This window comes from Longitalea luteola, assembly GCF_017356035.1.
GTDB classification, from domain to species: Bacteria; Bacteroidota; Bacteroidia; order Chitinophagales; family Chitinophagaceae; genus Niastella; species Niastella luteola.
In genome coordinates this window covers 949,692-975,375 of sequence record NZ_JAFIQX010000001.1, presented here as the reverse complement: position 1 = coordinate 975,375, position 25,684 = coordinate 949,692, and the positions used below count along the sequence as shown (strand labels likewise).

The 25,684-nt window shown below is 45.4% G+C and carries 22 protein-coding genes; 10 read left to right on the top strand and 12 right to left on the bottom strand.

Annotated features, from left to right (window positions below):
* Window position 1: 1 nt before the first annotated feature.
* The 3 genes from JUB15_RS03685 to JUB15_RS03675 form a co-directional block, all read right to left on the bottom strand.
* Window positions 2-1,504 carry a Y-family DNA polymerase gene (locus JUB15_RS03685; protein ID WP_207510962.1) on the bottom strand — a complete coding sequence of 501 codons (1,503 nt, stop codon included), beginning with the start codon at window positions 1,502-1,504 and terminating at the stop codon, window positions 2-4.
* 1 nt (window position 1,505) lies between these two features.
* Window positions 1,506-2,237 (bottom strand): ImuA family protein, encoded by a 732-nt coding sequence (locus JUB15_RS03680; RefSeq protein WP_207510961.1) that lies wholly within the window; start codon window positions 2,235-2,237, stop codon window positions 1,506-1,508.
* 189 nt (window positions 2,238-2,426) lie between these two features.
* A complete protein-coding gene (locus tag JUB15_RS03675) occupies window positions 2,427-3,260 on the bottom strand; it encodes an alpha/beta hydrolase (protein WP_207510960.1) in 834 nt (277 codons plus the stop codon).
* A 178-nt stretch (window positions 3,261-3,438) separates the two neighbouring features.
* On the opposite strand from JUB15_RS03675, the gene JUB15_RS03670 reads away from it, so the two are divergent.
* The 4 genes from JUB15_RS03670 to JUB15_RS03655 all read left to right on the top strand — a co-directional run bounded on the left by JUB15_RS03670 (window position 3,439) and on the right by JUB15_RS03655 (window position 7,650).
* The gene (locus JUB15_RS03670) at window positions 3,439-3,741 is read left to right on the top strand and encodes a polyhydroxyalkanoic acid system family protein (protein ID WP_207510959.1); all 303 of its coding nucleotides are present in this window, start codon (window positions 3,439-3,441) and stop codon (window positions 3,739-3,741) included.
* Window positions 3,742-3,830: 89 nt separating this feature from the next.
* The gene (locus JUB15_RS03665) at window positions 3,831-4,982 is read left to right on the top strand and encodes an AI-2E family transporter (RefSeq protein WP_242696174.1); all 1,152 of its coding nucleotides are present in this window, start codon (window positions 3,831-3,833) and stop codon (window positions 4,980-4,982) included.
* A gap of 82 nt (window positions 4,983-5,064) precedes the next feature.
* Complete coding sequence (locus JUB15_RS03660) at window positions 5,065-6,669, top strand: alpha-amylase family glycosyl hydrolase (protein ID WP_207510958.1); 1,605 nt, start codon at window positions 5,065-5,067, stop codon at window positions 6,667-6,669.
* Window positions 6,670-6,864: 195 nt separating this feature from the next.
* Entirely contained in the window at window positions 6,865-7,650 is a 786-nt protein-coding gene (locus JUB15_RS03655; RefSeq protein ID WP_207510957.1) for a PI-PLC domain-containing protein, read from the top strand.
* Window positions 7,651-7,749: 99 nt separating this feature from the next.
* On the opposite strand, the gene JUB15_RS03650 is transcribed toward JUB15_RS03655, so the two are convergent.
* Complete coding sequence (locus tag JUB15_RS03650; RefSeq protein WP_207510956.1) at window positions 7,750-8,982, bottom strand: PQQ-dependent sugar dehydrogenase; 1,233 nt, start codon at window positions 8,980-8,982, stop codon at window positions 7,750-7,752.
* Window positions 8,983-9,210: 228 nt separating this feature from the next.
* Window positions 9,211-9,618: a hypothetical protein gene (locus tag JUB15_RS03645; protein WP_207510955.1), complete on the bottom strand. Its 408-nt coding sequence runs from the start codon at window positions 9,616-9,618 to the stop codon at window positions 9,211-9,213.
* Between the two features lie 435 nt (window positions 9,619-10,053).
* Here JUB15_RS03645 and JUB15_RS03640 point away from each other — a divergent pair, with 435 nt between their 5' ends.
* Entirely contained in the window at window positions 10,054-10,503 is a 450-nt protein-coding gene (locus JUB15_RS03640) for an SRPBCC family protein (RefSeq protein ID WP_207510954.1), read from the top strand.
* 81 nt (window positions 10,504-10,584) lie between these two features.
* On the opposite strand, the gene JUB15_RS03635 is transcribed toward JUB15_RS03640, so the two are convergent.
* Window positions 10,585-11,604 carry an AraC family transcriptional regulator gene (locus JUB15_RS03635; RefSeq protein ID WP_207510953.1) on the bottom strand — a complete coding sequence of 340 codons (1,020 nt, stop codon included), beginning with the start codon at window positions 11,602-11,604 and terminating at the stop codon, window positions 10,585-10,587.
* Between the two features lie 262 nt (window positions 11,605-11,866).
* Between JUB15_RS03635 and JUB15_RS03630 the strand changes: the two genes are divergently transcribed.
* From JUB15_RS03630 to JUB15_RS03620, 3 genes are all read left to right on the top strand, one after another.
* Window positions 11,867-12,262, top strand: coding sequence for a nuclear transport factor 2 family protein (locus JUB15_RS03630; RefSeq protein ID WP_207510952.1), 396 nt, complete (start codon window positions 11,867-11,869; stop codon window positions 12,260-12,262).
* Between the two features lie 1,356 nt (window positions 12,263-13,618).
* Window positions 13,619-14,461: a polysaccharide lyase family 20 protein gene (locus tag JUB15_RS03625; protein ID WP_207510951.1), complete on the top strand. Its 843-nt coding sequence runs from the start codon at window positions 13,619-13,621 to the stop codon at window positions 14,459-14,461.
* 498 nt (window positions 14,462-14,959) lie between these two features.
* Window positions 14,960-15,361: a GreA/GreB family elongation factor gene (locus tag JUB15_RS03620; protein ID WP_207510950.1), complete on the top strand. Its 402-nt coding sequence runs from the start codon at window positions 14,960-14,962 to the stop codon at window positions 15,359-15,361.
* Between the two features lie 86 nt (window positions 15,362-15,447).
* On the opposite strand, the gene JUB15_RS03615 is transcribed toward JUB15_RS03620, so the two are convergent.
* Window positions 15,448-17,439 (bottom strand): amidohydrolase family protein, encoded by a 1,992-nt coding sequence (locus JUB15_RS03615; protein ID WP_207510949.1) that lies wholly within the window; start codon window positions 17,437-17,439, stop codon window positions 15,448-15,450.
* Between the two features lie 145 nt (window positions 17,440-17,584).
* On the opposite strand from JUB15_RS03615, the gene JUB15_RS03610 reads away from it, so the two are divergent.
* Complete coding sequence (locus JUB15_RS03610; RefSeq protein WP_207510948.1) at window positions 17,585-18,652, top strand: Gfo/Idh/MocA family protein; 1,068 nt, start codon at window positions 17,585-17,587, stop codon at window positions 18,650-18,652.
* A 116-nt stretch (window positions 18,653-18,768) separates the two neighbouring features.
* Here JUB15_RS03610 and JUB15_RS03605 read toward each other — a convergent pair whose 3' ends face one another.
* From JUB15_RS03605 to JUB15_RS03595, 3 genes are all read right to left on the bottom strand, one after another.
* Entirely contained in the window at window positions 18,769-20,100 is a 1,332-nt protein-coding gene (locus JUB15_RS03605; RefSeq protein ID WP_207510947.1) for an alpha-L-fucosidase, read from the bottom strand.
* Window positions 20,101-20,220: 120 nt separating this feature from the next.
* The gene (locus JUB15_RS03600; RefSeq protein ID WP_207510946.1) at window positions 20,221-20,769 is read right to left on the bottom strand and encodes a dihydrofolate reductase family protein; all 549 of its coding nucleotides are present in this window, start codon (window positions 20,767-20,769) and stop codon (window positions 20,221-20,223) included.
* A gap of 220 nt (window positions 20,770-20,989) precedes the next feature.
* Window positions 20,990-22,006, bottom strand: coding sequence for a quinone oxidoreductase family protein (locus JUB15_RS03595; RefSeq protein WP_207510945.1), 1,017 nt, complete (start codon window positions 22,004-22,006; stop codon window positions 20,990-20,992).
* Window positions 22,007-22,095: 89 nt separating this feature from the next.
* Here JUB15_RS03595 and JUB15_RS03590 point away from each other — a divergent pair, with 89 nt between their 5' ends.
* Window positions 22,096-22,998 (top strand): helix-turn-helix domain-containing protein, encoded by a 903-nt coding sequence (locus JUB15_RS03590; protein ID WP_207510944.1) that lies wholly within the window; start codon window positions 22,096-22,098, stop codon window positions 22,996-22,998.
* Between the two features lie 548 nt (window positions 22,999-23,546).
* Here JUB15_RS03590 and JUB15_RS03585 read toward each other — a convergent pair.
* Window positions 23,547-24,281 carry a helix-turn-helix transcriptional regulator gene (locus tag JUB15_RS03585; protein ID WP_207510943.1) on the bottom strand — a complete coding sequence of 245 codons (735 nt, stop codon included), beginning with the start codon at window positions 24,279-24,281 and terminating at the stop codon, window positions 23,547-23,549.
* 232 nt (window positions 24,282-24,513) lie between these two features.
* Window positions 24,514-25,677, bottom strand: a complete 1,164-nt coding sequence (locus JUB15_RS03580) for an alpha-hydroxy acid oxidase (protein ID WP_207510942.1) — start codon at window positions 25,675-25,677, stop codon at window positions 24,514-24,516.
* Window positions 25,678-25,684 lie beyond the last annotated feature (7 nt).

The following is a 25,684-nucleotide window of genomic DNA, read 5'->3' as shown; positions in this document are numbered from 1 at the left end:
ATCATGCAAAAAATCCATGCAGGAACCAACCAACCGTTTTATCCGCCTCATAATGACCGGCGCGGAACAGCCAGAAACGTTGCCCTTTCTCATCTTCAACGCAGTAATAATCGCGATGCTCTCCTTCTGTTATCCACCATTCCTGCTCGATCCGTTCCGGCCCATCGGCTTTTACTATTTTATGTAACTGGCCTTTATATCGAAACAACATGGGTGGGTAGTCTGGAATAGGTGCGGTTACCTGTATGGGTTGTGGTTGCGGAAGTAGATGTAAAGGCCTTGGCACATCTTTTCGCCAGGCAGTAGTTACTGGCTCTTCCAATGATTGTGACAACCTGATGCTTCGCTCGGGCCAGTAGTGCTCATCGGGCAGATACCGGTAGAAACAATGGGCGCCGAAGCGGTCGGTATAGCGGTCTAACAACTCAGCCAATGGGGTATCCTGCAAGCCGCTTCTTTTTTCCCATAACTTTTCCTGTACCGGTGAATGATCCTGTACTTTTACCGCTTCCAGCAAAAATAATTCAATGCCTGATGCAGGTTCAATTGTAGGTAGTTTGTTCTCAAATAATTTAAAAAGGTGTTCCCTGTTTCGCGAAGGTTGATTGGTTCCAATGCCCACAGTGAGAATTCTATCATCTACCCGGTGGCACTGCAGGCGAAGCGTTCTTATGCCTTTCTGTTCCAACTCGAGCCGCTTGCATAAATTATCCAGCAGCTGCTGTAAGGCGATCTCGATGCCGGCGAGGGTAACGATCGGCTCCAGGCAGGGCAATCGTTCCTGGTAAGGTTCTACCGGCTGAACCGGTTCTATAAATTCGGGTTCATTGCCAAGGGCCTGGTGCAGCCTTTGCAAAAAAGCGTGGCCGAAACGACGCCGCAAGGAGCTTTGCGGCATACTGATAAAATCCTTTATTTGATGTAAGCCTAATTTATACAACCGCTCCACCAGTTCCTGTTCAATGCGAAGCGAAGCGGGTGGCAAAGGGAGTAAAACGGTTGATTGCATACCCGGTTCAATCACCGGCGAAGATCTTCCATACCGCGCAATGGCCCAGGCGGCGCCAATGGTATCAGCCATTCCCACCCGAACCTGATAACCCCGGCCATTCAGCCGCTTTATAATGGTTGACAGGTAGTCTATATCGCCGCCCCATAAATAAGCACAACCCGTGGCATCGAAGATCAATCCATCCGGCGCATCGATAGCTATGCAGGGAGAGAAGCGGATACACCATTCAGCCAGCTTGAATAATAATTTTTCATGAAGGCCGGGAATATGGTCCAGCACTTCCAGTGAAGGCAGCAGCATCCGGGCGTCTGCTACTACCATCCCTTTTCTTATGCCCTGTTCTTCTGCCCGGGTGCTGGCGGCAGTAATTACCAACCGGCCATGGTCTTTCACGGCAAGCACAAAGGGAACCGTTCTTAATGCGGGCTGCCGCACGATAAACCAATCCGTTTCCAGGTGATGGAACCACACGGCCACAAAACGCTTTTTCATATCACCCTGTTTTTTTGTGCAATTCCTGAATCAATACCGGGGTATCATTGGCCACAGCAAACTGTCCGTTTATCCAGGCGATCTCCCAGGAGCCTGGCCGGCCGTTACGAACCTTTAACAGGTCTACCTTCCAACAGGGATAACCAATACCAGGCAGATCATCGATGGGGATACTGGGTGCAGCCGTTATCTGCCAACGGCAAAGAGCCGCGTTGGTGTTTGTTTTCTTTTTACTGTGATTAAGCAAGAATCCGGTGACGCGGCTTTTTTCTACAGCCAGCTGTAAACGTCTGCTCGTGATAAAATCCAGTTCGCGCATTTCACCGATCACTGCAGCAAGCCCCTGTAATTTCAACGCTTCCTCTACGGCCCAGGCTACCTCCCGCTGATTACGCGGATCAATAAAAATGATCCGGTGAGGATCGATGTTGAAAAAACCAAAGGCTGGCGGGAAAATGGCAGGCTCAGCACTGATCCATAAAACAACGCCTTCTTCTTTCATTAAAAAGGAGATGATACCAGCAATGAATCCTGATGTCGCCGCCTTTCCCTGCGCGCTGTTCACCATAAATTCATGTATAGCTCCCGTTGGAAATATGGCATTCGGGAATGCGGTATTAATGATATTGAGATCAATTTTCACAGCGGATTCACCCAATACAGATCTGTATCCCTGAAGGGGCAGGATCTCATGCTGAAGTTGCCTGATTATATCTGACGCTGGTTGTGCCATTCAGAGGCAAAACTACTAAATTACTTAGCATTGGAAACTAAATCAATTAGCCAGCAATATGAATTATTGATTAAGCGGATGATAAACTATTGGAAAATAAATTGCTTACAAAACAAAAAAAGGACATATCATCCTAAGAAAATGATGATCTGATACTAATAAAATTACGAACTGTACTTTTTACGTTAATTATTGTGTAAGCTCTTTTTTGATAGCGGCTACTTCTTTAAGCAACAAGGGAAAGGCGGGCTGTGCCATGCCGCCATGATCAAACCCGTCCAATTCATACAATCTTGTTTTGGTATGTCCGGCCAGTTTCATCATGCGCCACAGATAAGCGTTCTCTTCATACCGCCCCAGCAGTTCCTTCTCGCGGTCGCCGGTGATCAGCAGCATGGGCGGTGCATTGTTTCGAACATGGAACAAAGGCGCGTATTCATCGATAACAGGTTGTGTACCCTTGATGCCTCTTTCCGTACGGATAGTAAAGTGGGTGATCGCTTGACCACTGAAGGGAATAAGCCCGGCAATACTGTCTGCATCGATGCCGTACCTGTTCAAATATTTTTTATCAAGCCCGATCATCATGCCCAGGTAGGCGCCTGCCGAATGACCAGACACGAAAATAAGCCGGGTATTACCGCCATAGCTTTGAATGTGTTGGTATACCCATGCTACGGCAGCTGCTGCATCCTCAATATAAGCCGGGGCTTTAACCTTAGGCGACAACCGGTAACCGACGCCTACGACTGCATACCCTTTCTCCATCAGGGCAGCAGGAATTTCTTTTCGCCCGCCGGTTATACCGCCGCCATGAAACCACACGATCGTTGCAAAGTTTTTCGAGCCTTTTGGATAGTAAAGATCCAGTTTGCATTGTGAACTCAGGTACGCATCCTTTTCAGCCACCGGTGCAGGATAATAGGCAAGATCTTTTGCAGTAACATAGGTTTGCTGTGCCTGTATATAGGTTACCTGCAGAAGTAGGAAAATCAGTGATACGCTTATGCGATTATATATCATAGTGAAGCTTTGTTTTGCCATGGCAGGAACAATATTACTGATTTCAGCACATTGCTTCGCAAAAACGCCGTTTTTTCTCCGACCGGAGCTATCTAAAAAAGAGGTTAGCATTACCCTGAGGTTTATGTGGCCTTTGTTATTTATCTTTGAAACTGCGAAAAACCGGATAACTAATAATATGTCGAAATTATCATTAAATATACCGCATTCACAAACACAGGAAGAAGCATTACGCCGCATTAAACAACTGCTGGGCCGCCTACAGGAAGAACAAAAAGGCACAGTTACGAATGTTCAGGAAAACTGGGACGGTCCTAATGGCAGCTTCAGTTTCTCCGCCAAGGGTTTTAATATTGCCGGCACTATTGCCGTGAAAGATAAGGAAGTGAACCTGGAGTCGGACCTGCCTTTTGCCGTTGCGCTGTTCAAAGGACAAATTGCGTCGCTTATCACTGAAAAAGCAAAGACATTGCTGGCGTAGTTTATTCATTTACTGTAGACATTCTTCTACAAAGGAAGTGACAACGGATAACGGTTACCTATAGGGAGAGGGAATATTGCGAACGGATAATGTCATACCATCGGTATAATTATTTCTATACCTTATGTATGACCAACAGGCAATTATTGAAACCCGCACTTGTTTTAAGCACCGCCGTTCTTATAGTGGTGGTGCTGGTCTATGCCAAACCCTTTTTAATGCCATTGACCTTTGCGGGCCTGCTGGCAATGCTGCTGCTGCCGCTGGTTAAATGGCTGCAAAATAAAAACGTTCCGCACGTGCTGGCGATACTGCTTGCCATGTTGGCTTTGGTCGCTTTTTTTGCTGCGGTCATTTTTTTTACGAGCCTGCAACTGGCGAACATTGGAGAAGATAGCGCCAAACTGGAACAACAGGTTACCCAAAAGTTTAACAGTGTACGCCAGTACATTGCGCAACTCTTTAAGATCTCCCCGGATAAGCAGCAACAATTAATTGAAAAACAACAACAATCTTCTTCCGGTAATACCGGCTCCTTCCTGACAGGCCTGTTAACCGGTATATTTGGGTTTCTGACGAACGCCGTTCTGACCCTCGTTTATATTTTTCTCTTCTTATTTTTCCGGGGAAAGCTAAAAGGCTTTATTATAAAAATGGCACCACAGGACCGCGCAGCCGATGCCATGCAGGCCGTTAACGAAGCACAAAAAGTGTCGCAGCAATACCTCACTGGTCTTTTTCTCATGATCGTTTGCCTTTGGATCATGTACACTATTGGTTTTACAATTGCCGGCGTTAAGAATGCCTTGTTTTTTGCCATCATTTGTGGCTTGCTTGAAATAGTGCCGTTCGTAGGCAACCTGATAGGAACAGCCCTCACTTTAGCCATGTCGCTCGTACAGGGTGGAGGCTCAGGTGTGTTGATCGGCATTCTTGTTACCTATGCCGTTGTACAGTTTATCCAGTCGTACCTGCTGGAGCCATTGATCGTAGGCGCCGAGGTGCAGATCAATCCATTATTTACCATAATAGGATTGGTCGCCGGTGAAGTCCTTTGGGGAATTCCCGGAATGATCCTGGCCATACCGATGTTAGGAATAACAAAAATAATCTGCGAACATGTGCCGCCACTTAAACCTTATGCCTACCTGATCGGTAATGATAAAAAAGAGGATAAGGGTTTCAAAAAGAAAGTAAAGACCTTTATGCAAAAGGCAGCAGCTGCCATAAAAAATAAATAGGTGCTCCCCATAATGCCACCGGATGCCGCATGGCATCAATTTTTCAGTCCTTCAGTAATTTTTAATAACCAAAACGATCTCCATGACAAAGGCAGCACAACATGTATGGTGGCAGCACGGAATCATTTACCAGGTGTATCCCCGCTCTTTCCAGGATAGTAATGGAGATGGCGTAGGTGATATTAAAGGGATCATTCAAAGACTGGATTACCTGCAATGGCTGGGAATAACGGCCGTTTGGGTTTCACCGGTTTACCCCTCACCCATGGCCGACTTTGGTTATGATATTTCAGACTATACAAATATTCATCCCCTGTTTGGATCGATAGCCGATTTTGATGAACTGCTTAAAGAGGTTCATCAGCGCGGAATGAAACTGATCCTTGACCTGGTACCTAATCATACTTCTGATGAACATCCCTGGTTCCTTGAATCCCGGTCTTCGCGTACCAATCCAAAGCGCAACTGGTACATCTGGGAAGATGGAAAAAATGGCGGTCCACCTAATAACTGGCTGTCGGTTTTTGGCGGCCCTGCCTGGGAGTGGGACGAGCAAACAGGTCAGTATTACTACCATGCCTTTCTAAAAAAGCAGCCGGATCTCAACTGGCGCAACCCGGAAGTGCAAAAAGCAATGTTTGATGTCATGCGCTTCTGGCTCGAGAAAGGAGTGGATGGTTTCAGAGTGGATGTTATGTGGCATATGATAAAAGATGAACAGTTACGCGACAACCCACCTAATCCTTCCTATCAGGAATACATGGCCGAATACGAAAAACTGTTACCGATCTTTTCCACTGATCAGCCCGAAGTGCATTCCATTGTTCATCAAATGCGGGCGCTGACGGATGCTTATGATGAAAGAGTGATCATCGGCGAAATTTATCTGCCCATTGAAAAACTGATCATTTATTACGGCATTGATAACAAGGGAGCCCACTTACCGTTTAATTTTCAATTGATCACTTTGCCCTGGCATGCACAGCAGATCGCAGCTGCCATAAACGCCTATGAGGGCGCTCTTCCGGAAAACGGATGGCCTAACTGGGTGCTTGGCAATCATGATCAACCGCGGATAGCCAGCCGTATTGGTCTCTACCAGGCCCGGGTGGCGGCTATGTTGTTATTGACATTAAGGGGCACTCCTACCCTGTATTACGGCGATGAGATCGGCATGCGGGATGTTTCCATTCCATTGAATGAAGTGCAGGACCCACAGGGATTGAACATGCCCGGCAAACATTTAAGCAGAGATCCGGAACGTACACCCATGCAATGGGATAGCAGCCAGCACGCAGGTTTTACCACCGGTAAGCCATGGTTAAGACTATCGAGAGATTACCCTCACAGGAATGTTCAGAAGCAGATAAAGCAGGAAGACTCGATGCTCAACTTTTATCACCGCCTCATTCATTTCCGCCAACAGGAGCCGGCTTTGATGATTGGCACCTACCAGCCGGTGTATTCAGATCATAAATTGATCGCTTACCTGCGGCAATATGAGGACCAGCGCTTTTTAATTGTTTTGAACCTGAGCCATGGCGTTTGCTATTTTGAGCCGGAGCAGATCGCTGTAAACGGCAGGATCGAGATCTCTACCCATTACGACCTGGAAGGCACCCTGGTGAACGGCACCATAAGCCTGGAGGGCGATGAAGGGATCCTGGTTCGTTTGAATAACGAATAAGTTACCGGCCATGGTAACGCGGTAATGGCGGTGGTAATCAACGACAAACAAACTCCTTTGCATAGAAATCTTAAAAAAGGTTGCAAATCTCACTTAATTTATCTTTATTTGTTTTGCACTACAGCCAACCATTACAGCCCCGGTATAGTCAGTTTCCTAAGAGAAGCACCTAATTAAACCCTTACATACATTCGTATGAAAACCCTATTGCTTTGCCTTTTGCTCCCATGCATGCATGTGTTTGCGCAACCTGTTGTATACACTACCGCCAATGCGCATTCACATAATGATTACCAACAATCGGCTCCATTTTATTCGGCCTACAACCTGCAATACGGCTGCATTGAAGTAGACGTTTACTTAAGTGTAAACGACAATGAGCTGTATGTAGCACATACTTCAAAAGATATAGCGTTAAACCGCACTTTCGAAAAACTGTATCTGAGCCCGTTGGCAGACATCATTGAAAAAAACGGCGGCAATGTATATGCCGATACGTCCCGCAAACTGATATTGATGCTCGATGTAAAAACGGAAGCCATTACGAGCATCAATAAGCTGATAGACCTGTTCATGAAATACCCGGCCGTTACCAGGTGCCCTTCCCTGACAATACTGGTAACCGGCAGCAAGCCCCATCATACAACGTATAGCTCCTATCCTTCATTTTTGTGGTTCGATGGTTTGTTAAGCGCGAATTACAGCAAGGAAACACTTTCACGCATTGCCTTACTCGGCGAAAATTTCATTAATTATTCCAAATGGAACGGACATGAAGCCATGTTGCCCAATGACTGGGAAAAATTAAAGAAAGCTGTAGACAAAGGCCATGCGGCTGGCAAAAAAATAAGATTGTGGAATACGCCTGATTTCATTGAAGGATGGCGTAAGCTGATAGAGTTAGGGGTTGATTATATCAATACAGACAGTATAAAAGCCCTGGCTGAGTTTTTAAAAACGAATGGGGTGCGACAATCATAACATAGTTAAACCAGATCGCATAGCTCCTTCACTGTTATAAATACAGCGATGCCACCCCATTGATCCGGGATGGCATCGCTTGTTTATTATAGCTGATACTTATTGTTTATCGATCTTATACAGCCTGCCACCATCTGTTATGGCATACAACGCACCGTCCTTGCCTTGTGTAATATCCCTGAACCGTTGGTTTTCGGTTGCCAGCAGCCTTTCTTCGCCTACAACCTTGTTATCATCAATCACGAGGCGGGCAATATGAGTACCACTTAATGCACCGATGAACAGATCGTTCTCCCATTCAGGGATACGGTTGCCTTTATAGAATGTCATGCCACTGGGCGAAATAACCGGGTCCCAGTAATAAACCGGTTGTTCCATACCGTCCTGCTGCTGTATGGGCGGTGTGCCAATGGGTTGACCGCTATATTCGATACCATAAGTAATTACGGGCCAGCCGTAATTAGCACCTGCTTTAATCCGGTTGATCTCATCACCGCCGCGCGGGCCATGCTCACTCTGCCACAATTCGCCGGTGCGCGGGTGAATAGCTATCCCCTGCGGATTTCTATGGCCGATACTATATAATTCCGGCAACGCGCCTGACTGGCCAAAAGTTGGATTACCCGGCGCTGGTGTTCCGTTGGTGGTTATGCGGATTATTTTTCCCAATGCAGCTGTTACCGATTGGGCCAGGGGCCGCGTGGTTAAACTGGAACGTTCGCCGGTGCTCACGAACAAATGACCGGTATTATCGAAAAGAATACGGCCACCATAATGCAGGTTGCCGTTAAATGCGGGAATGGCGCGGTAGATCACCGTTGCATTCTCTATGCTGGCCTCATTGTCGGCCAGCCTGCCTTTGGCCACAGCGGTTACCGTACCACCGGTTACATTTTCAGAGAACACCCAGTATACCATTCGGTTCGAGGTGAACTGCGGATCAATACAAAGCCCTAACAAACCGCCCTGACCGGCTGCATTAACCGCCGGAATACCGGTAATGGGATTACCAACCGAGCCGGTATTGGTAACAATACGCATTCTGCCTGCTTTTTCAGTGATCAATAAACGACCATCAGGCAGGCTCGTGATACCCCAGGGAGCAACCAGTGCAGAAGTGAGCACCTTTGCCTCGTAAGCGGCGGCGGTTTTAACGCCATTGATGCGGGTTTGGCCGGTAAATGCGGGCGGGTAGTTCGTATTGGGCGGGTTGGTCTCCACAGGTTTGCCAGTAGATGGCGACTCAGGTTTGTTGTCTTTATCATCCTTGGAGCAGCCATTCAGCACTGTCAATGCAACTGCAAGGGTGATACACCAGGAAACAGATTTCATGTCCTTCATTTTTGTGGTGGATAATTAGAGTTTCCTTACCCGCTAAAAAATCGTTCCAGACAGCTTCGTTTTAACAAAAAAATTATTCACCTGTGCATAATCGTGAAAAAGAAACCCAGGCTGATGTATTACATATATTCCAGATCTTTTATATCAGGCACAAAAAAAGCGTCCCGATTAATCGGAACGCCCTATAAAACACTATTTTAGGATATTGACTGAAACTTATTATTTGATCTTGTTCACTTGTGTTTCTGCAACATAGCTGTGGCTTCTGTTGATGGTGTACACCTCAGTGGTGTTTCCTTTTTTAGACTTTACGGTTACATACAGGGCCGCATCACCGAACTCGTCTGATTTCAACATGAACTTTTTGGTAAGACCGGCGCCTTTGAATTTATCGTTGTAGAGTACGTTACCGTATTCATCGCGGAAAATTACCGTATACTCATCTTCTTCATTATTGGCCAGGTTCAATTCGAATACCGGTTGATTTTCCATGTTTCCGATGAACCTCAATTCCGTTTTGTGATCGCCTTTCTCTCCATCATTAGCCATTGAAGGTGTAGTAAATGCCAGGGTTAAAGCCAGCGCTACGATAGCCAATTTTCCGTAGTTCCTCGAATCAGTTTTCATAATTGTATGTTTTAAGAGTTTGTTTCGTTTGATGATGCAAACATACCGCGCGTTTTGGCCCCGCAAAAATCAACTCAGGGACGTTTTTAGGATACTAAAACCCCGTACAAAATGTTAAAACCCGCCATGGAAGCGGATTTCATAAAGAAGACAACATGATGCCCAAGGCTTGGAACAGGGTATAAATGTTTTTCGGATCTCGCATTATCACCTCAAATAGCCGTAACCGAACGAACGCCTGTTATCATTTCTGCAGGTAGCGGACAGTGCTTGTAAATAGTCACAAACTGCCCTCAGATTGGCGCAAACACCCCCGATGTGACAGACCTGCCCTTTCTATTTTTGTTCTGGCATTAAGCAAGTAAGTGGAGCAGCAACCACTACAAAAACGGGCGGAACCGAAAAGCCAGACGAGTAGGATCAAAAACAAATCTTATGTCGAACAACGCTGTTTCGTTACACCGGGTTCTTAAAGCATCACCCGAAAAAGTTTACCGGGCATTTACCGAAGCTCCCGCCATTGCATCATGGTTGCCTCCCTATGGCTTTATATGCACCGTTCATGAAATGAATGTAAAAACGGGCGGTTCTTTTAAAATGTCATTCCAGAACTTTACTACCGGCAATAGTCATTCATTCGGTGGAAATTACCTGGAACTTAAACCTAATGAGTATTTGAAATACAGTGATAAATTTGACGATCCAAACCTGCCGGGCGAAATGATCACCACCGTTTCGCTGCGCAAAACGATCGTCGGTACTGAAATAAAAATTAACCAGGAAGGCATACCTGAAGCAATACCTGCTGAAATGTGTTATTTAGGCTGGCAGGAGTCACTGGAAAAACTGGCAAAATTAGTGGAGCCTGAGATTCCCGATGCATAATGCGGGAATTTACACCATTGGCCATACTACAAAGCCGCGTAGATCCTTCGATGTACGCGGCTTTTATATGTTTGTCATCTCTTATGACTGCGTGCTGTATTTCAACCGATAACTTTCCGGACTGTTTCCTGTCCAGCGTTTAAAGGCTCTTGAAAACGCGCTTAATTCATTATATCCCATCATATAGGCAATCTCCTTAACAGAGTATTTCCCCTGCTTCAGCGTTTGTACCGCCAGATACTGACGGGCACTGTCAGCAAGCTGCTGAAAACTTACGTCCTCCTCTTTCAGCCGCCGTTGCAGGGTGCGAGGGCTCATATGAAAGTTAGCAGCTGTTTCTTCCAGCGACAATATACCCAGATACGCATTACTGATGAGGTAACGATTGATCTTATCGGAAAGCCGCTCGTTTTTCTTCACCTGATTCAACGCGGCACTCATTTTCTCTTTCAAAAAATGCTGGAGCTCATAATTTGCTGTGATGATGGGTTCATCCCAAAAGGAGCTGTCAAAGGTAATGGCGTTTTTCCTGCTTTTAGCAACAGGCCTGCAGCGGAACACGCGTTCATATTCATGCAGGTTGTCTATTCCAGGCATATAGCTCACCGTTAACGGCGCGATCTTATGTAACAAGAGGCCATCTAATTCATGGATGACCAGCACCATGAACACATCAAGCATTTGAACGGCTGGGACAAATGACTTCCAGTCCGCTTTCAGTGGATTGATATGTATGGTAAAGGAATTGCTATTCCTGGTGACCGTCATATTGAACCAGTCGGTCACATGCTCCACCAGCCCCGCAGCATTGGTTACCGCCTCACCAACCGTTTTACTGCTTTTAATGATCTCTCCCACTATTCCCAGCGCTGAGAGCTGCAGCGATTCTCCCAGGTGCAGGCCAAACTGTGCGTCCTTACTAAGATGCAGCACGTTTAACCAAAGATCGTTTACCTGTTTTTCGGATAACGGCCGCTTATTGGCCGACCGCAGCCAGGCCGGATCGATATGCGCCAGTTTGCAGAGTTGTTCGGGTGCAATGTCGCGCTGTGCAGCATAAGCCAGAAGACCCAATATAAAGTTGTTCGCAGGAGTTTCCATACTAATAAGCAATGATAATAACACTAAGATAAGTTCTTCATGGGAGATCAGGAGCGCCTGGCGCAATCAGTCAACACATTGTCGCGATTGACGAAATCAACAATGGCGCGATCTGACAACTCATGGTCGTCAAATGATAACAGCTGCAGGTTGTTTTTGCCTCAACTTTGAACTCAGAAACGAACAACAAACCTGTTCGACACTCAGGAGATCATTCGAGATAAAAATTGAAATCTATTCATCATTTATAAAAACGTTTAATATGGAAAATCAGGCAAAAACAATTGTGACCGAATTCTTAAAGGCTGTTCAAACCGGTAATAACGCACAACTCGCAGCGCTGTTAAGTCCAAACATTCGTTGGGAGCAACCAGGCGATAATCTGGTATCAGGGATCAAAAACTCAGCGGCCGAAGTTTTCGGTATGGTAGGAAAAATGTTTGAACTATCAGCAAACAGCCTCCGGCTGACGGATATTAAATCAGTTACCGTCAATGGAAACGAGGTAGCCTGTCTGTTGCAATGGCAGGCGACGAAACCGGATGGCGCTACACTCAACGTAGAAAATATAGACGTTTATACGGTTAACAATGGCGAAATTGTAAAAGCGAGGGTCTTTACTGCGGACATCGAAGCAGAAAACTCATTCTGGTCATAAGCTATAAAACCGGCAGCGATTAATGCGCTGCCGGTTTTTTTCCCAAACCGCTGCTGACAGCCTTTATTTAACTACATTGATCTTCCCGGTTTTAACCCATACCTGGCCCTTTGCCTTCACCGTAACGCGATAAAAATATAAACCTTTCTGGTGCAGACATACAATGCTGTCAGCGCTAAAACTGATAGGTATCGATAAACGGGATGGTTCCTGGTCTGGCAGAAGAGGAGCCTGTCTGTTTTTCATAAACGCCTACGTGGCAGAACCAGGAAGGATTTTTATAATAGTATGATCATCTGAACCTGTGCCATTTTCTTTTTGATCGTTGACAGCACCTGGCTGAATAAAGAAAATATTTATTTAATTGTAATAAAAACACTCAATTTACCGGTGGCGCGTTTCTTCCTCATTTTCCGGTAGCCGGTTGTGGCATGCTTGCTGACTCCTTTTTTTTCCGGTAAATGGGCTATTTTATGAACTTAAGTAAGCATAAACCCTTACCAACCCTTACCCAAATTTACTGACGCAGCTCATATGCTTCTTTTTTCTGGCTTTTAAGGCACCATAATTGTCAACTTAGGCGAAATACTCTTAGAAAAACACAAAAGGACCTATGTTAAACACCATTTTTAGTCAACTCATCCAGGTTGCGTCATCTATAGCAGCTGGAATTTCTCAACTGGGAGCTAAAACAAAGCAATCCGTGCCAGCCCCGGTAATATGCATGCCAGACAGTTTTTCCCAATTGCTGGAAAAATCCCATTTACAAAAGGAGCCATTTTTTATTGCCAGACGCTGATCAACCGGCCACACAAATTTGATAATTATTTCAAAAACGGTTTGAAGGCTGTTGTTATGGCAAAAAAAATGGTGCTGATACTTTGTGCAAGCAAAGCAAGAGAATTCATAGTTGAATTATCCCACTAAGAGTATTGTTAAAATGCATTGATACTAACTGAAAAGTTAGTAAGTCCTACCCTGTTGTCCCTTATGAAATTTAACTACAGCTTAAGCTAGATTTATCCGGTGCCAGTATTGGAAGCAGATTTATCCGACTTACAGAAAGCATAATAACACGAGCTCGTTACTTGGTTAAACTCGTACCTGTTAGTCAATAATCAAACAGTAAGGATCAACCGGTGTGCCATGTTCACAGTTGTGCACCAGGAGGTTGGTGTACTGCAAGTACGCCAAACAGAGAGAAATGTAAACTGAAAACAGTAATGAAGTGCCTTCGGGTTAACGGATCACAGCTCAAAAAAGGGCTTGTGATACGACAGGGAGATTTCTGTCCATACCGTTGACCATGACAGCAAAGTGAAATGCTGTATTTAAACAATTAATTAAAAAACTCAAATGAAAACATCGATGCGTAACTCAGGCAAACTATTTAACAACAAGCACCTGCTTGCGGTTCCTTTTTTGGTAGCGTCTTTATACTCTTGTCAGAAAGATGCAATGATATCTCCCGTTGAAAACGAAGTTGACAATACGGTGAACGAACAGGTCTCTATTAAATCTATTGGCAACGTGATCTGGCAGGAGAATGCCGATGGAAACTGGTTCAATAATTCTTATGCGAAATTGCAGGCAGCAGCACCCTATTCAATTACAGCTTCCCCCGATCAATACAGTAGTGGTAGTAAATCGATACGTTTTGAATTAAGGGATAGTGATCCCGAAGTACAGGGTGGAACAAGAGCTGAAATAACTTTCCCCATAGCAACAAGCAACAACCGCTGGTATTCTTATGCGATGTACATTCCCAGCGCAGATTATACACCTGATGCAGCAGATGAAGTGATCACCCAGTGGCACCAGGGCGGTGGCGTTTCACCAGCGCTCTGTCTGCGTACAAAAAACGACAGACTGTACCTGAGAGTGCTTAACAAAACCTGGATCGATCTTGGAGCACTGGACAAAGACAGATGGCATACGTATGTTATGCATGTGAATCACACAGCCGGATCAGACGGTTTGGTGGAGATCTGGCGGGATGGTGTGAAGATTCTGAATCATGCCGGCGCCAACAGCTACCCGCTCACCGGTAGTTTTCACCTCCCCTTCTGGAAATTCGGTATTTACAAATCATATTGGAATGGCAGCCGTACATCTTCTACGAACAGAAGAGTGATCTACTTTGATGATGTGAAGATGGGCGATGAAAATGCCAGCTATGCGACAATGGCCGGCATGTAGTACCTGGTTGGCCAGTGACTTTGTATGACATCAGAACCTCTAAAAGGATTGCACCATCCGCAGCTGTCGGATGGTGCAATTTTTTTTAATGAAAATTAACACCCGGGCGACCACTGCTTATATGCCTGCATTTTCTTATACAGGATATTTCATTACCTTTGCAGTGATGATCCAGGTAATACTCCATAATCGAACTTTCACGTTCACAAGATCCGGTTCCTTCGGATGTGGAATGATACGCCCATCATCATTTCAGGAGTTCATGCCTTTCTGCCACCATCTGTTCTATATCTCAAGCTTTAAAGACTTTGGGTTTATTCCCCAAGCCTGATCTTAAAAGCGCTTGGGAATTACACTCCGGTTGTATTAGGATAGCTTTTACCTATCAATTAAATCATTAGATCAGCTTCAGGGCTGTCTGCCAGCGTATGACCCGGCAGGTCGTGCACAGTAGCTGCATGTAATGGCAGAACGAAAATCAATCACTAAAAATTATTTATGATGCTAACGATAAACGAGGATCTGATACTGAGAAAAGACGATCATAAATTACTGACGTCGTATTTAAATGGAGTAAAACCAAAGACGGCATTTGACCGGCGGAACGCAGTAGTATTAAAAGCCGAATTAAAGCGGGCGAAAGTGGTGGAGAAAGAAGACTTTCCCAATGATGCTATAAGAATTAACTCAACAGTCCGGGTTAAAACCGAAGGAACGGATGACATCATGGAGATAACGATTGTCACCCCCGAAAAAGCGAATATCAGAGAAGGGAAGATCTCCGTGATGGCGCCAATTGGTACAGCCCTCATAGGATTCCGGCAGGGACAACAGGTGAGCTGGCAAATGCCATCAGGGAAAAAAACCTATCTCATTCTTGATGTAATCAACGAACAGTAAACAGTTTCATAAAGAGGCAGGCCATGTGGCTTGCCTCTTTAATTATCTTTTTTACTTCACCAAATGCTCATCATGCCTGCCAGGGATCACCGGCCTTTCTTACTGCTGAATTCAACTATGCGGTGCAGTTTCTCCGGGTCATACACCTGCCCGTCCTTGATCACTATGTGTACATTGCGTACGTCGCTGATATTGGTGAACGGGTTGCCGTCTACGATAAACAGATCCGCCTGTTTGTCTGGAGCAATAGAGCCCGATACAGCACTTTTACCCATGACCTGGGCTGGAATGATGGTAGCTGTTTTAAGCGCCTCGGCAGCAGTAAGGCCGCCTTCCACATACAATTCCAGTTCACGCGCTACACTGTAACCTGGGAAACACATATCCGTACCCGCTACAATAGGTACACCTGCCTGGTACAGCTTTTTTACCAATATACCCATGCTCTTAAGCGCAGGTTTATACAACGCTGCAGTGGCAGAATCCACTCCCATACTTTTAAACTGGATCTGCAGGGTGAGCGGCAAGGTATAAAAAGCGGGCTCTATCTTCGTAATATCTTCGTTAATATTTCTGGTCGACAGGGCATACACGCCGATAGTCGGGTCAATTACCGTACGATGCTTTACCACAAAATCGATGGCAGCCTGACTCGCAGTATCTTCAAAATCTATATTCCTGTATTTATCGGCTTTCATGAGGCCTATCAAATATGGAAGATGGTTCACCATATCCATGCCTGAGTCAACGGCTGCGCGAAGGTTCATCCCACGCGGTATATGTCCGGTAACAGTAAGCCCCAACCGGTGTGCTTCATCACAGATGACCCTGACAATTGCAGGTTTTACTGAACTGTACAGTTTGATCTGATCAAAACCCAGGGATTTGTAATGATGAACCGCTTTAATAGCAGTTGACGGTGTATCGGCCTGGATAACCCCAAGGGCTATAGGCCCTTTGCCGTCGATGATGCCGGCCATTAAGATACGAGGACCCACCCCTTTGCCGCTGTCTATTGCTTTCTTCGTAGCAGTAATAAAATCAAGTTCATTGCCACAATCGCGAACGGTGGTTACGCCGGCGGCAAGATAAGCCGGTCCCCATTCCGTTTGCTGAAAATGGGCGTGCATATCCCAAAGACCGGGCACAATACTTTTTCCCGTAGCATCGATGACTGGTATGTTGGCAGGCAGGGTTTCAGGAGTGCCTATTTGGGCGATAAGTCCGTCTTTGATCAGCAGCATCTTGTTGGGCACAGCAATGCCTTTCTCTACATCAATTAACTGGCCGCCTTTGATGGCCAGCATCTTTTCGCGGTGTTTATTCCCTTGTAAGGAAGCGGCAAAAGCAGCCATTCCATATTGAGCGCCCAGAGCAATGAAGGAAGGGAGCAGGGAAACATAGGCTTCCCGTACCATCTCGGTCTTATCTCCTTCTGCATCGATCGTCAGAATGCATACAACATTACCCTGCTGGTCAGTCCATACCATTTCGCTGCCCCAGATCAGTCCGCGGATGCCCATGCGGTTAAGGATAAACCGTTTTCCGTTCAGGGTTACCGTGTCGATGCCTTCGCGACGGATTTGCAGCGAGCCGGCAGGAAGTGTATGAATATGGGCTGGTTGCTTCTTTAGTAGCCAGTATTTCAGCAGCAACTGCTGAACGGTGGCCGGAGAATACCCCTCTATAGTAAACGTGTTCGGCAAAAGACGCTGCGTGAACGATGTATAGGCGGTATGAACAAATACCTGCTGACCGGTAATGCTAACTGAATCGTGCACCTGGGAAAAGCGGGAGGTTTTACCTTTCATAAAAAAAGACAATGGCTCGCCGGCAGCATTTACGCGGATGCTGGCAGTGAGTGGAACAGGACTGCCGCGGTCAACAAATTTAAAATCGATATCATATTTTGTACTACCATTCGCTTTGGTAGTGTGATACACTTCGCGTCCTATGGCCTGCTGAAACTTATGTAATATAAATACGCCGCTGTCTGAAGGAACCTGAGTGAACCGTTGAGCAACGCAAGGGAAAAGAAAGAGCAGTTGGCAGATGATTGATAAGGTATTTTTCGTCATATACTAAAGATACGCAAATCGCAACATTTACCAGACAACCAGCAGCCATCAGGATGATGAATAAAATACAACAAATGCAGGAAAGCATTCATGTATTCTGCTAAAGCTTTAACTTTATTTGTCTTGTTTTCATCAACCTAATAATATGAAAAAATCACTGCTCACACTCATGGCACTTGCATCGCTATTTCCTGTATTAAGCCAGCAGCCGTTGAAAGTAGGTGTTGCCGGACTTAGCCACGACCATGCAATGGGACTGATGCACCAGTACAAAGAAGGCAAAGTGATCATCCAGGGTATTGCGGAGGCCGATACTACCCTGAGCGGCCGTTATAAAAGAAGGTTTCAACTGCCCGACTCCATCTTCTACCCTTCCCTTGAAATGATGCTGCAAAAGATCCATCCTGAAGCGGTGCTCGCTTACAATCCCGTTTATCAGCATATCGATGTAGTAGAAGTTTGTGCGCCCAAAGGCATCCCGGTCATGGTGGAGAAACCGCTGGCAACAACCGTAGCACAGGCCAATCGTATGGCTGAACTGGCGCGAAAGTACCGCATTCATTTGTTGACTAATTATGAAACCACCTGGTATGCAAGCAACCAGCAACTGTATAACATGGTGCAGTCGAAAGTTATTGGCGATGTAAGAAGAATGGTGGTACACGATGGGCACGAAGGCCCCAAAGAGATTGGTTGCAGCAAAGACTTTCTGCAGTGGTTAACTGATCCGGTAAAAAATGGCGGCGGAGCAATTACTGATTTCGGCTGTTATGGCGCTAACTTAATGACCTGGTTGATGAACGGAAAGGCGCCGGTTGCTGTGACCGCAGTTACACATCAGATCAAACCCCACCTGTATCCCAAGGTAGATGACGACGCAACTATTGTACTGGATTATGGCAATGCTACTGGTATCATTGAAGCATCGTGGAACTGGCCATTTAGTATAAAGGACTTGGAAGTCTTTGGTAAATCCGGTTATCTGCACGCATTGAATCCAAATACACTTCAGCAGAGGTTGAAGAACAGTTATGAGTCTGTACCACTGCAACAACCTTTGTATACGGATAACCTGCAGTATCTGTCGGATGTACTGCATGGCAAAGTGCAGCCAGGCAATGATCTTTCTTCACTGGAGAACAATCTTATTGTAGTACGAATACTAGAAGCAGCAAAGAGATCGGCAAAGGAAGGGAAGCGGGTGATGTTGTAGCGTTCTCTGTCAAAACGCAGGTTGACCGGATTTTTACACCTAACGAAGCGCCAAGGAGGGACGCCTCGTTAAGCGATTTGAGATACGATTGCATCGAATCAGGCCATTGCCTTGTTTTATTTTAAACCGCCGCTTCCCTTGTATAAATCAAGCGGCTTATCGAGCTTCACTTTTAATACAGTTACGTACTTATCTGCAACGGACGCGGGTACATCAATATAAACCAGTCCGGGCACAGGGCTCCAGGAGATCTTTCCCACTACTTTCGATGGCAGCTTTGTTTCACTGCCCAACACGGTAACTTCTTCCACTTTATTTTTAAGCCCCTTGATCATTACCTGTCCATTCATTTTTCCGTGCAGGAATAAATATAAAGTTGTGGAATCTTTCGACAGCGTTGAAGGGCCGTAAAAATGCCCCTGAGGCAGCCCTCCTACTGTATTGAAAATGGCTTCGCCATGTTTACTGTTCCATGCGCCCAGTTCTTTCAATAAATTAACCTGTTCATCAGGAATGGTGCCGTCTTCTTTTGGTCCTATATCAAGGAGCAGGTTACCGCCGTTTGCGACAGCATCTACAAAAATGGTAATTATTTCATAAGGCGTTTTCCAGTTGTTGTCGTTGTGGAAACCCCAGTTGTCGTTACTGGTCATGCAAAGTTCCCACCAGTGATAATCAGGACGTGTTACCGGAAAATTCTGTTCGGGCGTTTCATAATCGCCATAGCCCTGGAGCCGTCCGTTGATAATAGCTTTGGAATTAGCTGACAGAATGATGGTTCTTACTTTCTGCGACTCCCATTCTTCGGCACTGTGTTCCCAGTCGCCATCAAACCACCATAGATCAGGATTGAACATTGTGGCGATCTCTTTGATCTGTCCCTGAAAAAAATTACGGAAGCGGTTCCAGCGATCATAATCTTTCGATATGACATACCGGGAACTGTCTTTCAGGAAGGCGGGATAATTATGATCGCTCCAGTCAATAAGCGAATAGTATGCTCCGCATTTGACATTGCGCTTACGTAACTCTTCAAATAAGGGTTTGATCATATCCCGTTTTGCCGGTGTTTTCTTTACAATACTGAGCGCATTCATGCGGGTATCGTACATAGCCACCCCATCGTGATGTTTGGTGGTAATGACAGCATACCGGGCGCCGCTTTGCTGGATGAGGCCTGCCCAAAAAGCAGGATCGTATTTTTTTAACGTAAAGCCGTTCAATTGCTTCATGTAATCAGCATAGCTGATCTTCTTGTTATAAAAGCTCCAGGACTCATCAACGCCATTAACTGCATAAATTCCGGCATGAATAAAGATGCCGAGTTTGGCATCGGCAAACCACTGCATCTTATCACGAATTTCTTTGGGATCGATATTTTTTTGGCTAAAGACAGCCGGGGCAACAGCAAACAGCCCAAGGGCAAACAATACGGACAATTTCTTCATTGGGTAAATATAATTAAGTTCATAAAACCAGCGCTGCAAATTCACCGGCGAACTTACAATATTTACATTACATTAGTTGACGAACCATGTGGAAGCATCGGATAGAAAGAAACATCTTTTTCACTGTTTGGTATGGGCTGTATAGATCAATTGCACCACACCGGATTTGAATACATTTGTTTTGATAAGCACCAGCGACAATCTGGCTGATATATCAAACAAGGGCTTGCCGGCGCCTAATACAGTTGGATGAACAGAGATCATATATTCATCCACCAGGCCGTTTTCTACAAAAGTGGTGATGAGTTTGGCGCCTCCATAGAGCCAGATATCTTTTCCCGGTTGGTTTTTGATCTTTTTTACCTGGGCTACTACGTCGGTGTTAATGAAAGTGGCTTTATCATCTGACCGTGGCTGCCTGGAGAATACGAATTTTTTCTTCGACTGTATGGCTGCATGGATCTGCTTCTCCATACCGGAGGCAGATGCCTCAGGCTGATAATTGCCCCATAAATCATAACTCACGCGGCCATAAAAGATGGTATCGATGGATTCGAGGAAGCTATCGAAACGCATATCCTCCTCGAGTAAGCACCAGTCCAACTCACCATTTACTCCTTCAATAAAGCCGTCTAATGTTGTGGCTAAATTCAGAATTACCTTTCTCATAGGGCAAAGGTAATAATGGAAAGTGCAAGGTAATTTGGAAAAAGGCGACAAAATTATAACCCTGAAGGAGGCAGGCCCGTGTACCGCTTTACCTCATTTGATGCGCGTGATCGTAGTACCCATGTTCAATGGCAAGAGCCAACAAGCTTTTATGCCCTTTATTACGGGTGATGTCTCGAAGGCATGTTGAAATTTGGTGATAGTAATGAAATGGAGGTCCCTAAGGCAGCAGTACCGTTGCTCCGGTTGTTTCCCTTGCTTCGAGCCGCCGGTGAGCTTCTGCCACTTCGGTCAGCGGTAAGCGTGTATGTACCGAAATTTTCACAGCGCCGCTGGCAACAACTTCAAAAAGTTCGCTGCTCATGGCCAGCACATCTTCCCGTTTTGCCAGGTGGTCGAACAACAACTGCCATGTGGCGAATACCGAACCTTTCTTCATTAACAGCATAATATCGAACGGCTCAATGGCGCCTGAGGCAGAGCCATAGCTAACGAAATAACCAAAAGGGCGAAGACAATCGAGCGAATGAGGAAAAGTTGCTTTGCCAATACCGTCATAAACGACATGGCAGCCTTCCCCGTTCGTAATTTCTTTTACCCGTTTGGCAAAATCTTCTTTATGATAATCGATCACAAAGTCACAACCATTCTTTAATGCCAATTCAGCCTTTTCCGGAGAACCTGTTGTACCAATAACAGTAGCGCCCAGATGCTTCGCCCATTGGGTAAGAATAAGCCCTACTCCGCCGGCTGCCGCATGAATGAGAACAGTATGCCCTGGTTCAACCCGGAATGTACGTCGAAGCAGGTATTGGGCGGTAAGTCCCTTCAGGAGCATCGCAGCGCCCGTTTCAAAATCAATGGCATCGGGCAGGTGTACTACATAGTGGGCCGGCACGAGGCTTTCTTCGGCATAAGCGCCCAACGTCATTACATACGCTACCCTGTCGCCTGGTGCAAAATCTGTTACGTTTTCTCCAACGGCCACCACGATGCCAGCACCTTCATTGCCTGGGACGAATGGCAGCGCCGGTGGCGTATATTCACCATTGCGGAAATAAATGTCAACGAAATTGAGCCCTACCGCCTTATTATGCACGCGTACTTCACCGGGACCGGGGTGACCGATAGCAATTTTTTCATAAGTAAGTGCAGCTGGCCCGCCATGGCGGTGAACACGGACCGCATTTATGGTGGAGGATCCGGCTGCCGGAAACATTTTTTCAGTTAAATGCATAGTAGTCAAATGATTTGTGGTCAAAATTAATAGCCCTGGCAAGGCCGGAACAGGGATAATAAAAGGTTTGTTCTGTAATTTTACAGGTTATGAAACAAAAAATGTTACAACGACCCTTTGAGTTGTATGTGTCAGACATGGAAGAGTGGCAGTCACGACCACTCATCTATCATTTCTTTGAGGTTGTGCAAATACTCGACGGCGAAGGCGTGCGGGTCGTCAACCGCAATCGGTTCCCTTATAACAAGGGCAGTATTTTTCTGTTTACGCCACTCGATTGCCGGGGTTTTGAAATGCAATCACCTACCCGGTTTTGCTCCATCCGGTTTTCAGAAGTGTTTCTAAGCAAATGTAAAAATGCGCAGGACCGTGAACGCATATCATCATGGTTACGGCAACTGGAACATATTTTCTACCATCACAACCGATTTGAACGGGTGTTGATCAAACAACCGGCCGACTGCCAAATGATTGCTACTTTGATCAATAATATGGTGCAGGAATATGATAGAAAAGAGCCTTATTATGAAGAGAACCTGCAGCATTTTATTACGCTGGTGCTGAATATAATTGCACGCAATGTCGCCGATGGAAAGTTAACTTCAAAAGAGGATCCCGAACCCGAACCATTGATCAATCGGATGTTGTTGCATGTGCATGAGAACATTAATAATCCCGATAAACTACGTATTCCTTACCTGGCTAAAAAATTTAATCTTTCGGCTACTTATGTGGGTGAATACTTCAGAAAGCTTACTGGTGAAAGTCTGCAACAATATATAACTCAATATAAAATACAATTGGTGCAACACCGGCTGGCGAACAGTACGCTTACCATCAGCCAAATTGCCGATGAATTGGGTTTTACCGACGAAAGCCATTTGAACAAACAGTTCAGGAAGCACAGCGGCGGTGTTAGTCCACTCGAATACCGGAAGAATAACAAGAGGACGATAGCAAAGCAAGATAATGGCTTTCTCACCATTAAGTGACCTCCGTTTTCCAGGTTTTGGTCCTTCATTTTTCAGTTTTACTTTGCCATTTTTTGATGTGCTGATTCTATTTTTTTGTTTTGACTATTCATTAGGCAGCTGAACGAGTCTTATTTTGAAATTCAATAGCACTTTTGGCGAATTGTATACCTGGTTTGTAGAATTGAAGTTTACTTTTGGCAAATTGAGTTTCTCATTTACTCATTTTGCCAGCTCTTTAGGCAAATGCAATGGGCACTTTGTTACATTGATCATTCAGTTTGTCAAATGTTCCAGGCCATTTGATTAAAGTTATCACTCATTCAGAGAAAGTTGCTATCAGATCGAAAATAGTTGCACCTCATTTGATCAACTGGGTTAAGCATTGAACAAAAGGAGTACTATATCTTGCAATTGAGTAAGTAAATTCATCCAATTGAATATTGAATTCAACTAAAGAAATATAGTATTCATAAAAAGACTCATTGAATTCTACAAAAGCATGATAGAAATTAACAAAAGGACAAATGAATTCGAAAAAAGGACTGGTGAATTCAACAAAAGTGATTCTATAACCCTGAAGGAGGCAGGCCCGTGTACCGTTTTACCTCATTTGTCAGATGCGCGTGATCATAGTATCCGTGTTCAATGGCAATATCCAATAAGCTTTTATGCCCTTTGTTACGGGTGATGTCTGAGAAGGCATGTTGAAATTTGGTGATATTGATGAATTCTTTAGGAGTAATGCCGATATGCTTATGAAAACTTCTTTCGAGTTGTCGTGGTGACGTGTGATTCTTTTTGGCCAGTGCGTCTACCGTAATTTGCCCTTTGGTTTCGTTTATACATTTTACAATGGAGGAAACGTCCTGTCTGGGTGGATTGAGCCGCTTGAGAAAAAAAGCGTTTAAGTCGGCAAACGACAGTTCCTGCATGTTGCTGGTGTCGGGCGCAAGCGCTTTTTCGAGTTGTACTGTCTGCTCCCTGATTTCGGCCAGCGGTAGATAATTATAAAAATGAGAGAAGGCGCCCGGTTTAAAGCACACGCCGATCAGGTGATGGTTTTCGTTAAGATAGGTTTCTTTATAAGAAGTCATGGCGCCTACCAAATAAGAACGGCCAGGATGCATGGTTACGAGGCCATTGTCGGTAATGCATTTTTCGCCCAGGTTTACTACCAGTCCCGGGCTCCCATCCGGAAAGATCCGCTCCACATGGATCCCACTTCCCTCGCCTTTTATTGACCAAAAGCAGTGAATATAAGCAGCCAGTGCCTGATGTGGTTTCGCGTGTTTATACATCATGATGCATGGTCCGGTTTTAGCGGTACAAGGTCTGACTTTTTGTGGTGATTTGGAAATGAAAAAGGGGCTTAAAGTATGAGTTTGAAGGGCCTAACGGCCGATCTTTACAACTTTATTGAAATCCCAAACTCATCAGGCATTCGCATAAAAAAAGGCGCCAACTGGTGACGCCCCGTAAATTTCTGGCCTGGACAATATAATCCCGATTTGAATTTCTTCAAACTGAAATGGTTTATTTAATAATATGCTTCGGCAAGTCATAGATCTGCTCACAGCAAACCTGCTCCATTACCTGCTGCAATTGTGTTTTCAGCATAGCGATCACATGATTACCGCCCTCATCCCCGAGTGCGGCCACGCTGTACATAAACGACCGGCCCATAAAGGTAAAATCGGCGCCACTGGCCATTACCCTGGCTACATCCGGGCCCGAACGCAGGCCACTGTCCATCATAATTTTAATTTTCCCTTTATAGCGATCGATGATCGGATGCATTGATTTTATAGCCGATTGACCGGCATCAAGCTGCCTGCCGCCGTGGTTAGAAACGATAATGCCATCTACGCCCAGCTTCATGCACATTTCGGTATCTGCCTCCGTGGCAATTCCTTTCACTACAATTTTTCCCTTCCATTTATCACGAATGGGTGCTATTTTATCAGCATTCAGCCTGCCGGCAAAAGTGCGATTCATAAAAAGCCCCAGCTGTTTCATGTTTAATCCTTTTGGCATATAGGGCTTCAGCGTGGCAAAATTAGGCGTACCGTACTTCAATGTTTTCAATGCCCATTCAGGCCGCGTCATGATCTGCAAAATATTTTTCAGGGTCATTCTGGGCGGCATGGCCAATCCATTGCGAATGTCTCTTGGCCTGAACCCGAACGAAGGTACATCGCTCAGCAACACCAGCACGGGGTATTGGGCGGCTTCGAGCCGCTTTAAAATATCATCGCGTACAGCGTCTTCGGCAGGATGGTACAGCTGGTACCAGGCCCTGCCTTCTGTTATCTGGCTGATGGTTTCAATATCGGCCGTAGTAACGGTGCTCAGTATAAAGGGGATATTATGATCCTTTGCAGCTTTGGCAAGGATCTGTGGCGAATTGGGCCAGATGAGTCCCTGTAGTCCAACGGGTGCAATACCAAAAGGCGCATCGTACACATGACCGAACAGTTCGGTTTGCAGGCTCGACCCTTTGTGTTTGCTCAGATAATAAGGGGCTAATTCCACCTCTCTGATCTCGGCCGTGTTTTTATACAGGTTCACATCTTCATTACATCCCCCGTCGAGGTATTCAAAGGCGAATTTTGGGATCTTTCTTCTGGCTTTGTTGCGCAGGTCTTCAATGGAAGGATAACTGGTATTATACTTAACTACTGGAACTTGTTTACTCATCGACTGT

Bases quoted from the DNA above. Each gene is read 5' to 3' on its own strand.
- JUB15_RS03600 (WP_207510946.1), bottom strand. From the start codon at position 20,769: ATGAGAAAGGTAATTCTGAATTTAGCCACAACATTAGACGGCTTTATT.
- JUB15_RS03670 (WP_207510959.1), top strand. From the start codon at position 3,439: ATGTCGAAATTATCATTAAATATACCGCATTCACAAACACAGGAAGAA.
- JUB15_RS03640 (WP_207510954.1), top strand. From the start codon at position 10,054: ATGTCGAACAACGCTGTTTCGTTACACCGGGTTCTTAAAGCATCACCC.
- JUB15_RS03580 (WP_207510942.1), bottom strand. From the start codon at position 25,677: ATGAGTAAACAAGTTCCAGTAGTTAAGTATAATACCAGTTATCCTTCC.
- JUB15_RS03630 (WP_207510952.1), top strand. From the start codon at position 11,867: ATGGAAAATCAGGCAAAAACAATTGTGACCGAATTCTTAAAGGCTGTT.
- JUB15_RS03635 (WP_207510953.1), bottom strand. From the start codon at position 11,604: ATGGAAACTCCTGCGAACAACTTTATATTGGGTCTTCTGGCTTATGCT.
- JUB15_RS03680 (WP_207510961.1), bottom strand. From the start codon at position 2,237: ATGGCACAACCAGCGTCAGATATAATCAGGCAACTTCAGCATGAGATC.
- JUB15_RS03655 (WP_207510957.1), top strand. From the start codon at position 6,865: ATGAAAACCCTATTGCTTTGCCTTTTGCTCCCATGCATGCATGTGTTT.
- JUB15_RS03605 (WP_207510947.1), bottom strand. From the start codon at position 20,100: ATGAAGAAATTGTCCGTATTGTTTGCCCTTGGGCTGTTTGCTGTTGCC.
- JUB15_RS03675 (WP_207510960.1), bottom strand. From the start codon at position 3,260: ATGATATATAATCGCATAAGCGTATCACTGATTTTCCTACTTCTGCAG.
- JUB15_RS03665 (WP_242696174.1), top strand. From the start codon at position 3,831: ATGTCATACCATCGGTATAATTATTTCTATACCTTATGTATGACCAAC.
- JUB15_RS03650 (WP_207510956.1), bottom strand. From the start codon at position 8,982: ATGAAATCTGTTTCCTGGTGTATCACCCTTGCAGTTGCATTGACAGTG.
- JUB15_RS03685 (WP_207510962.1), bottom strand. From the start codon at position 1,504: ATGAAAAAGCGTTTTGTGGCCGTGTGGTTCCATCACCTGGAAACGGAT.
- JUB15_RS03615 (WP_207510949.1), bottom strand. From the start codon at position 17,439: ATGACGAAAAATACCTTATCAATCATCTGCCAACTGCTCTTTCTTTTC.
- JUB15_RS03595 (WP_207510945.1), bottom strand. From the start codon at position 22,006: ATGCATTTAACTGAAAAAATGTTTCCGGCAGCCGGATCCTCCACCATA.
- JUB15_RS03585 (WP_207510943.1), bottom strand. From the start codon at position 24,281: ATGATGTATAAACACGCGAAACCACATCAGGCACTGGCTGCTTATATT.
- JUB15_RS03620 (WP_207510950.1), top strand. From the start codon at position 14,960: ATGATGCTAACGATAAACGAGGATCTGATACTGAGAAAAGACGATCAT.
- JUB15_RS03645 (WP_207510955.1), bottom strand. From the start codon at position 9,618: ATGAAAACTGATTCGAGGAACTACGGAAAATTGGCTATCGTAGCGCTG.
- JUB15_RS03625 (WP_207510951.1), top strand. From the start codon at position 13,619: ATGAAAACATCGATGCGTAACTCAGGCAAACTATTTAACAACAAGCAC.
- JUB15_RS03610 (WP_207510948.1), top strand. From the start codon at position 17,585: ATGAAAAAATCACTGCTCACACTCATGGCACTTGCATCGCTATTTCCT.
- JUB15_RS03590 (WP_207510944.1), top strand. From the start codon at position 22,096: ATGAAACAAAAAATGTTACAACGACCCTTTGAGTTGTATGTGTCAGAC.
- JUB15_RS03660 (WP_207510958.1), top strand. From the start codon at position 5,065: ATGACAAAGGCAGCACAACATGTATGGTGGCAGCACGGAATCATTTAC.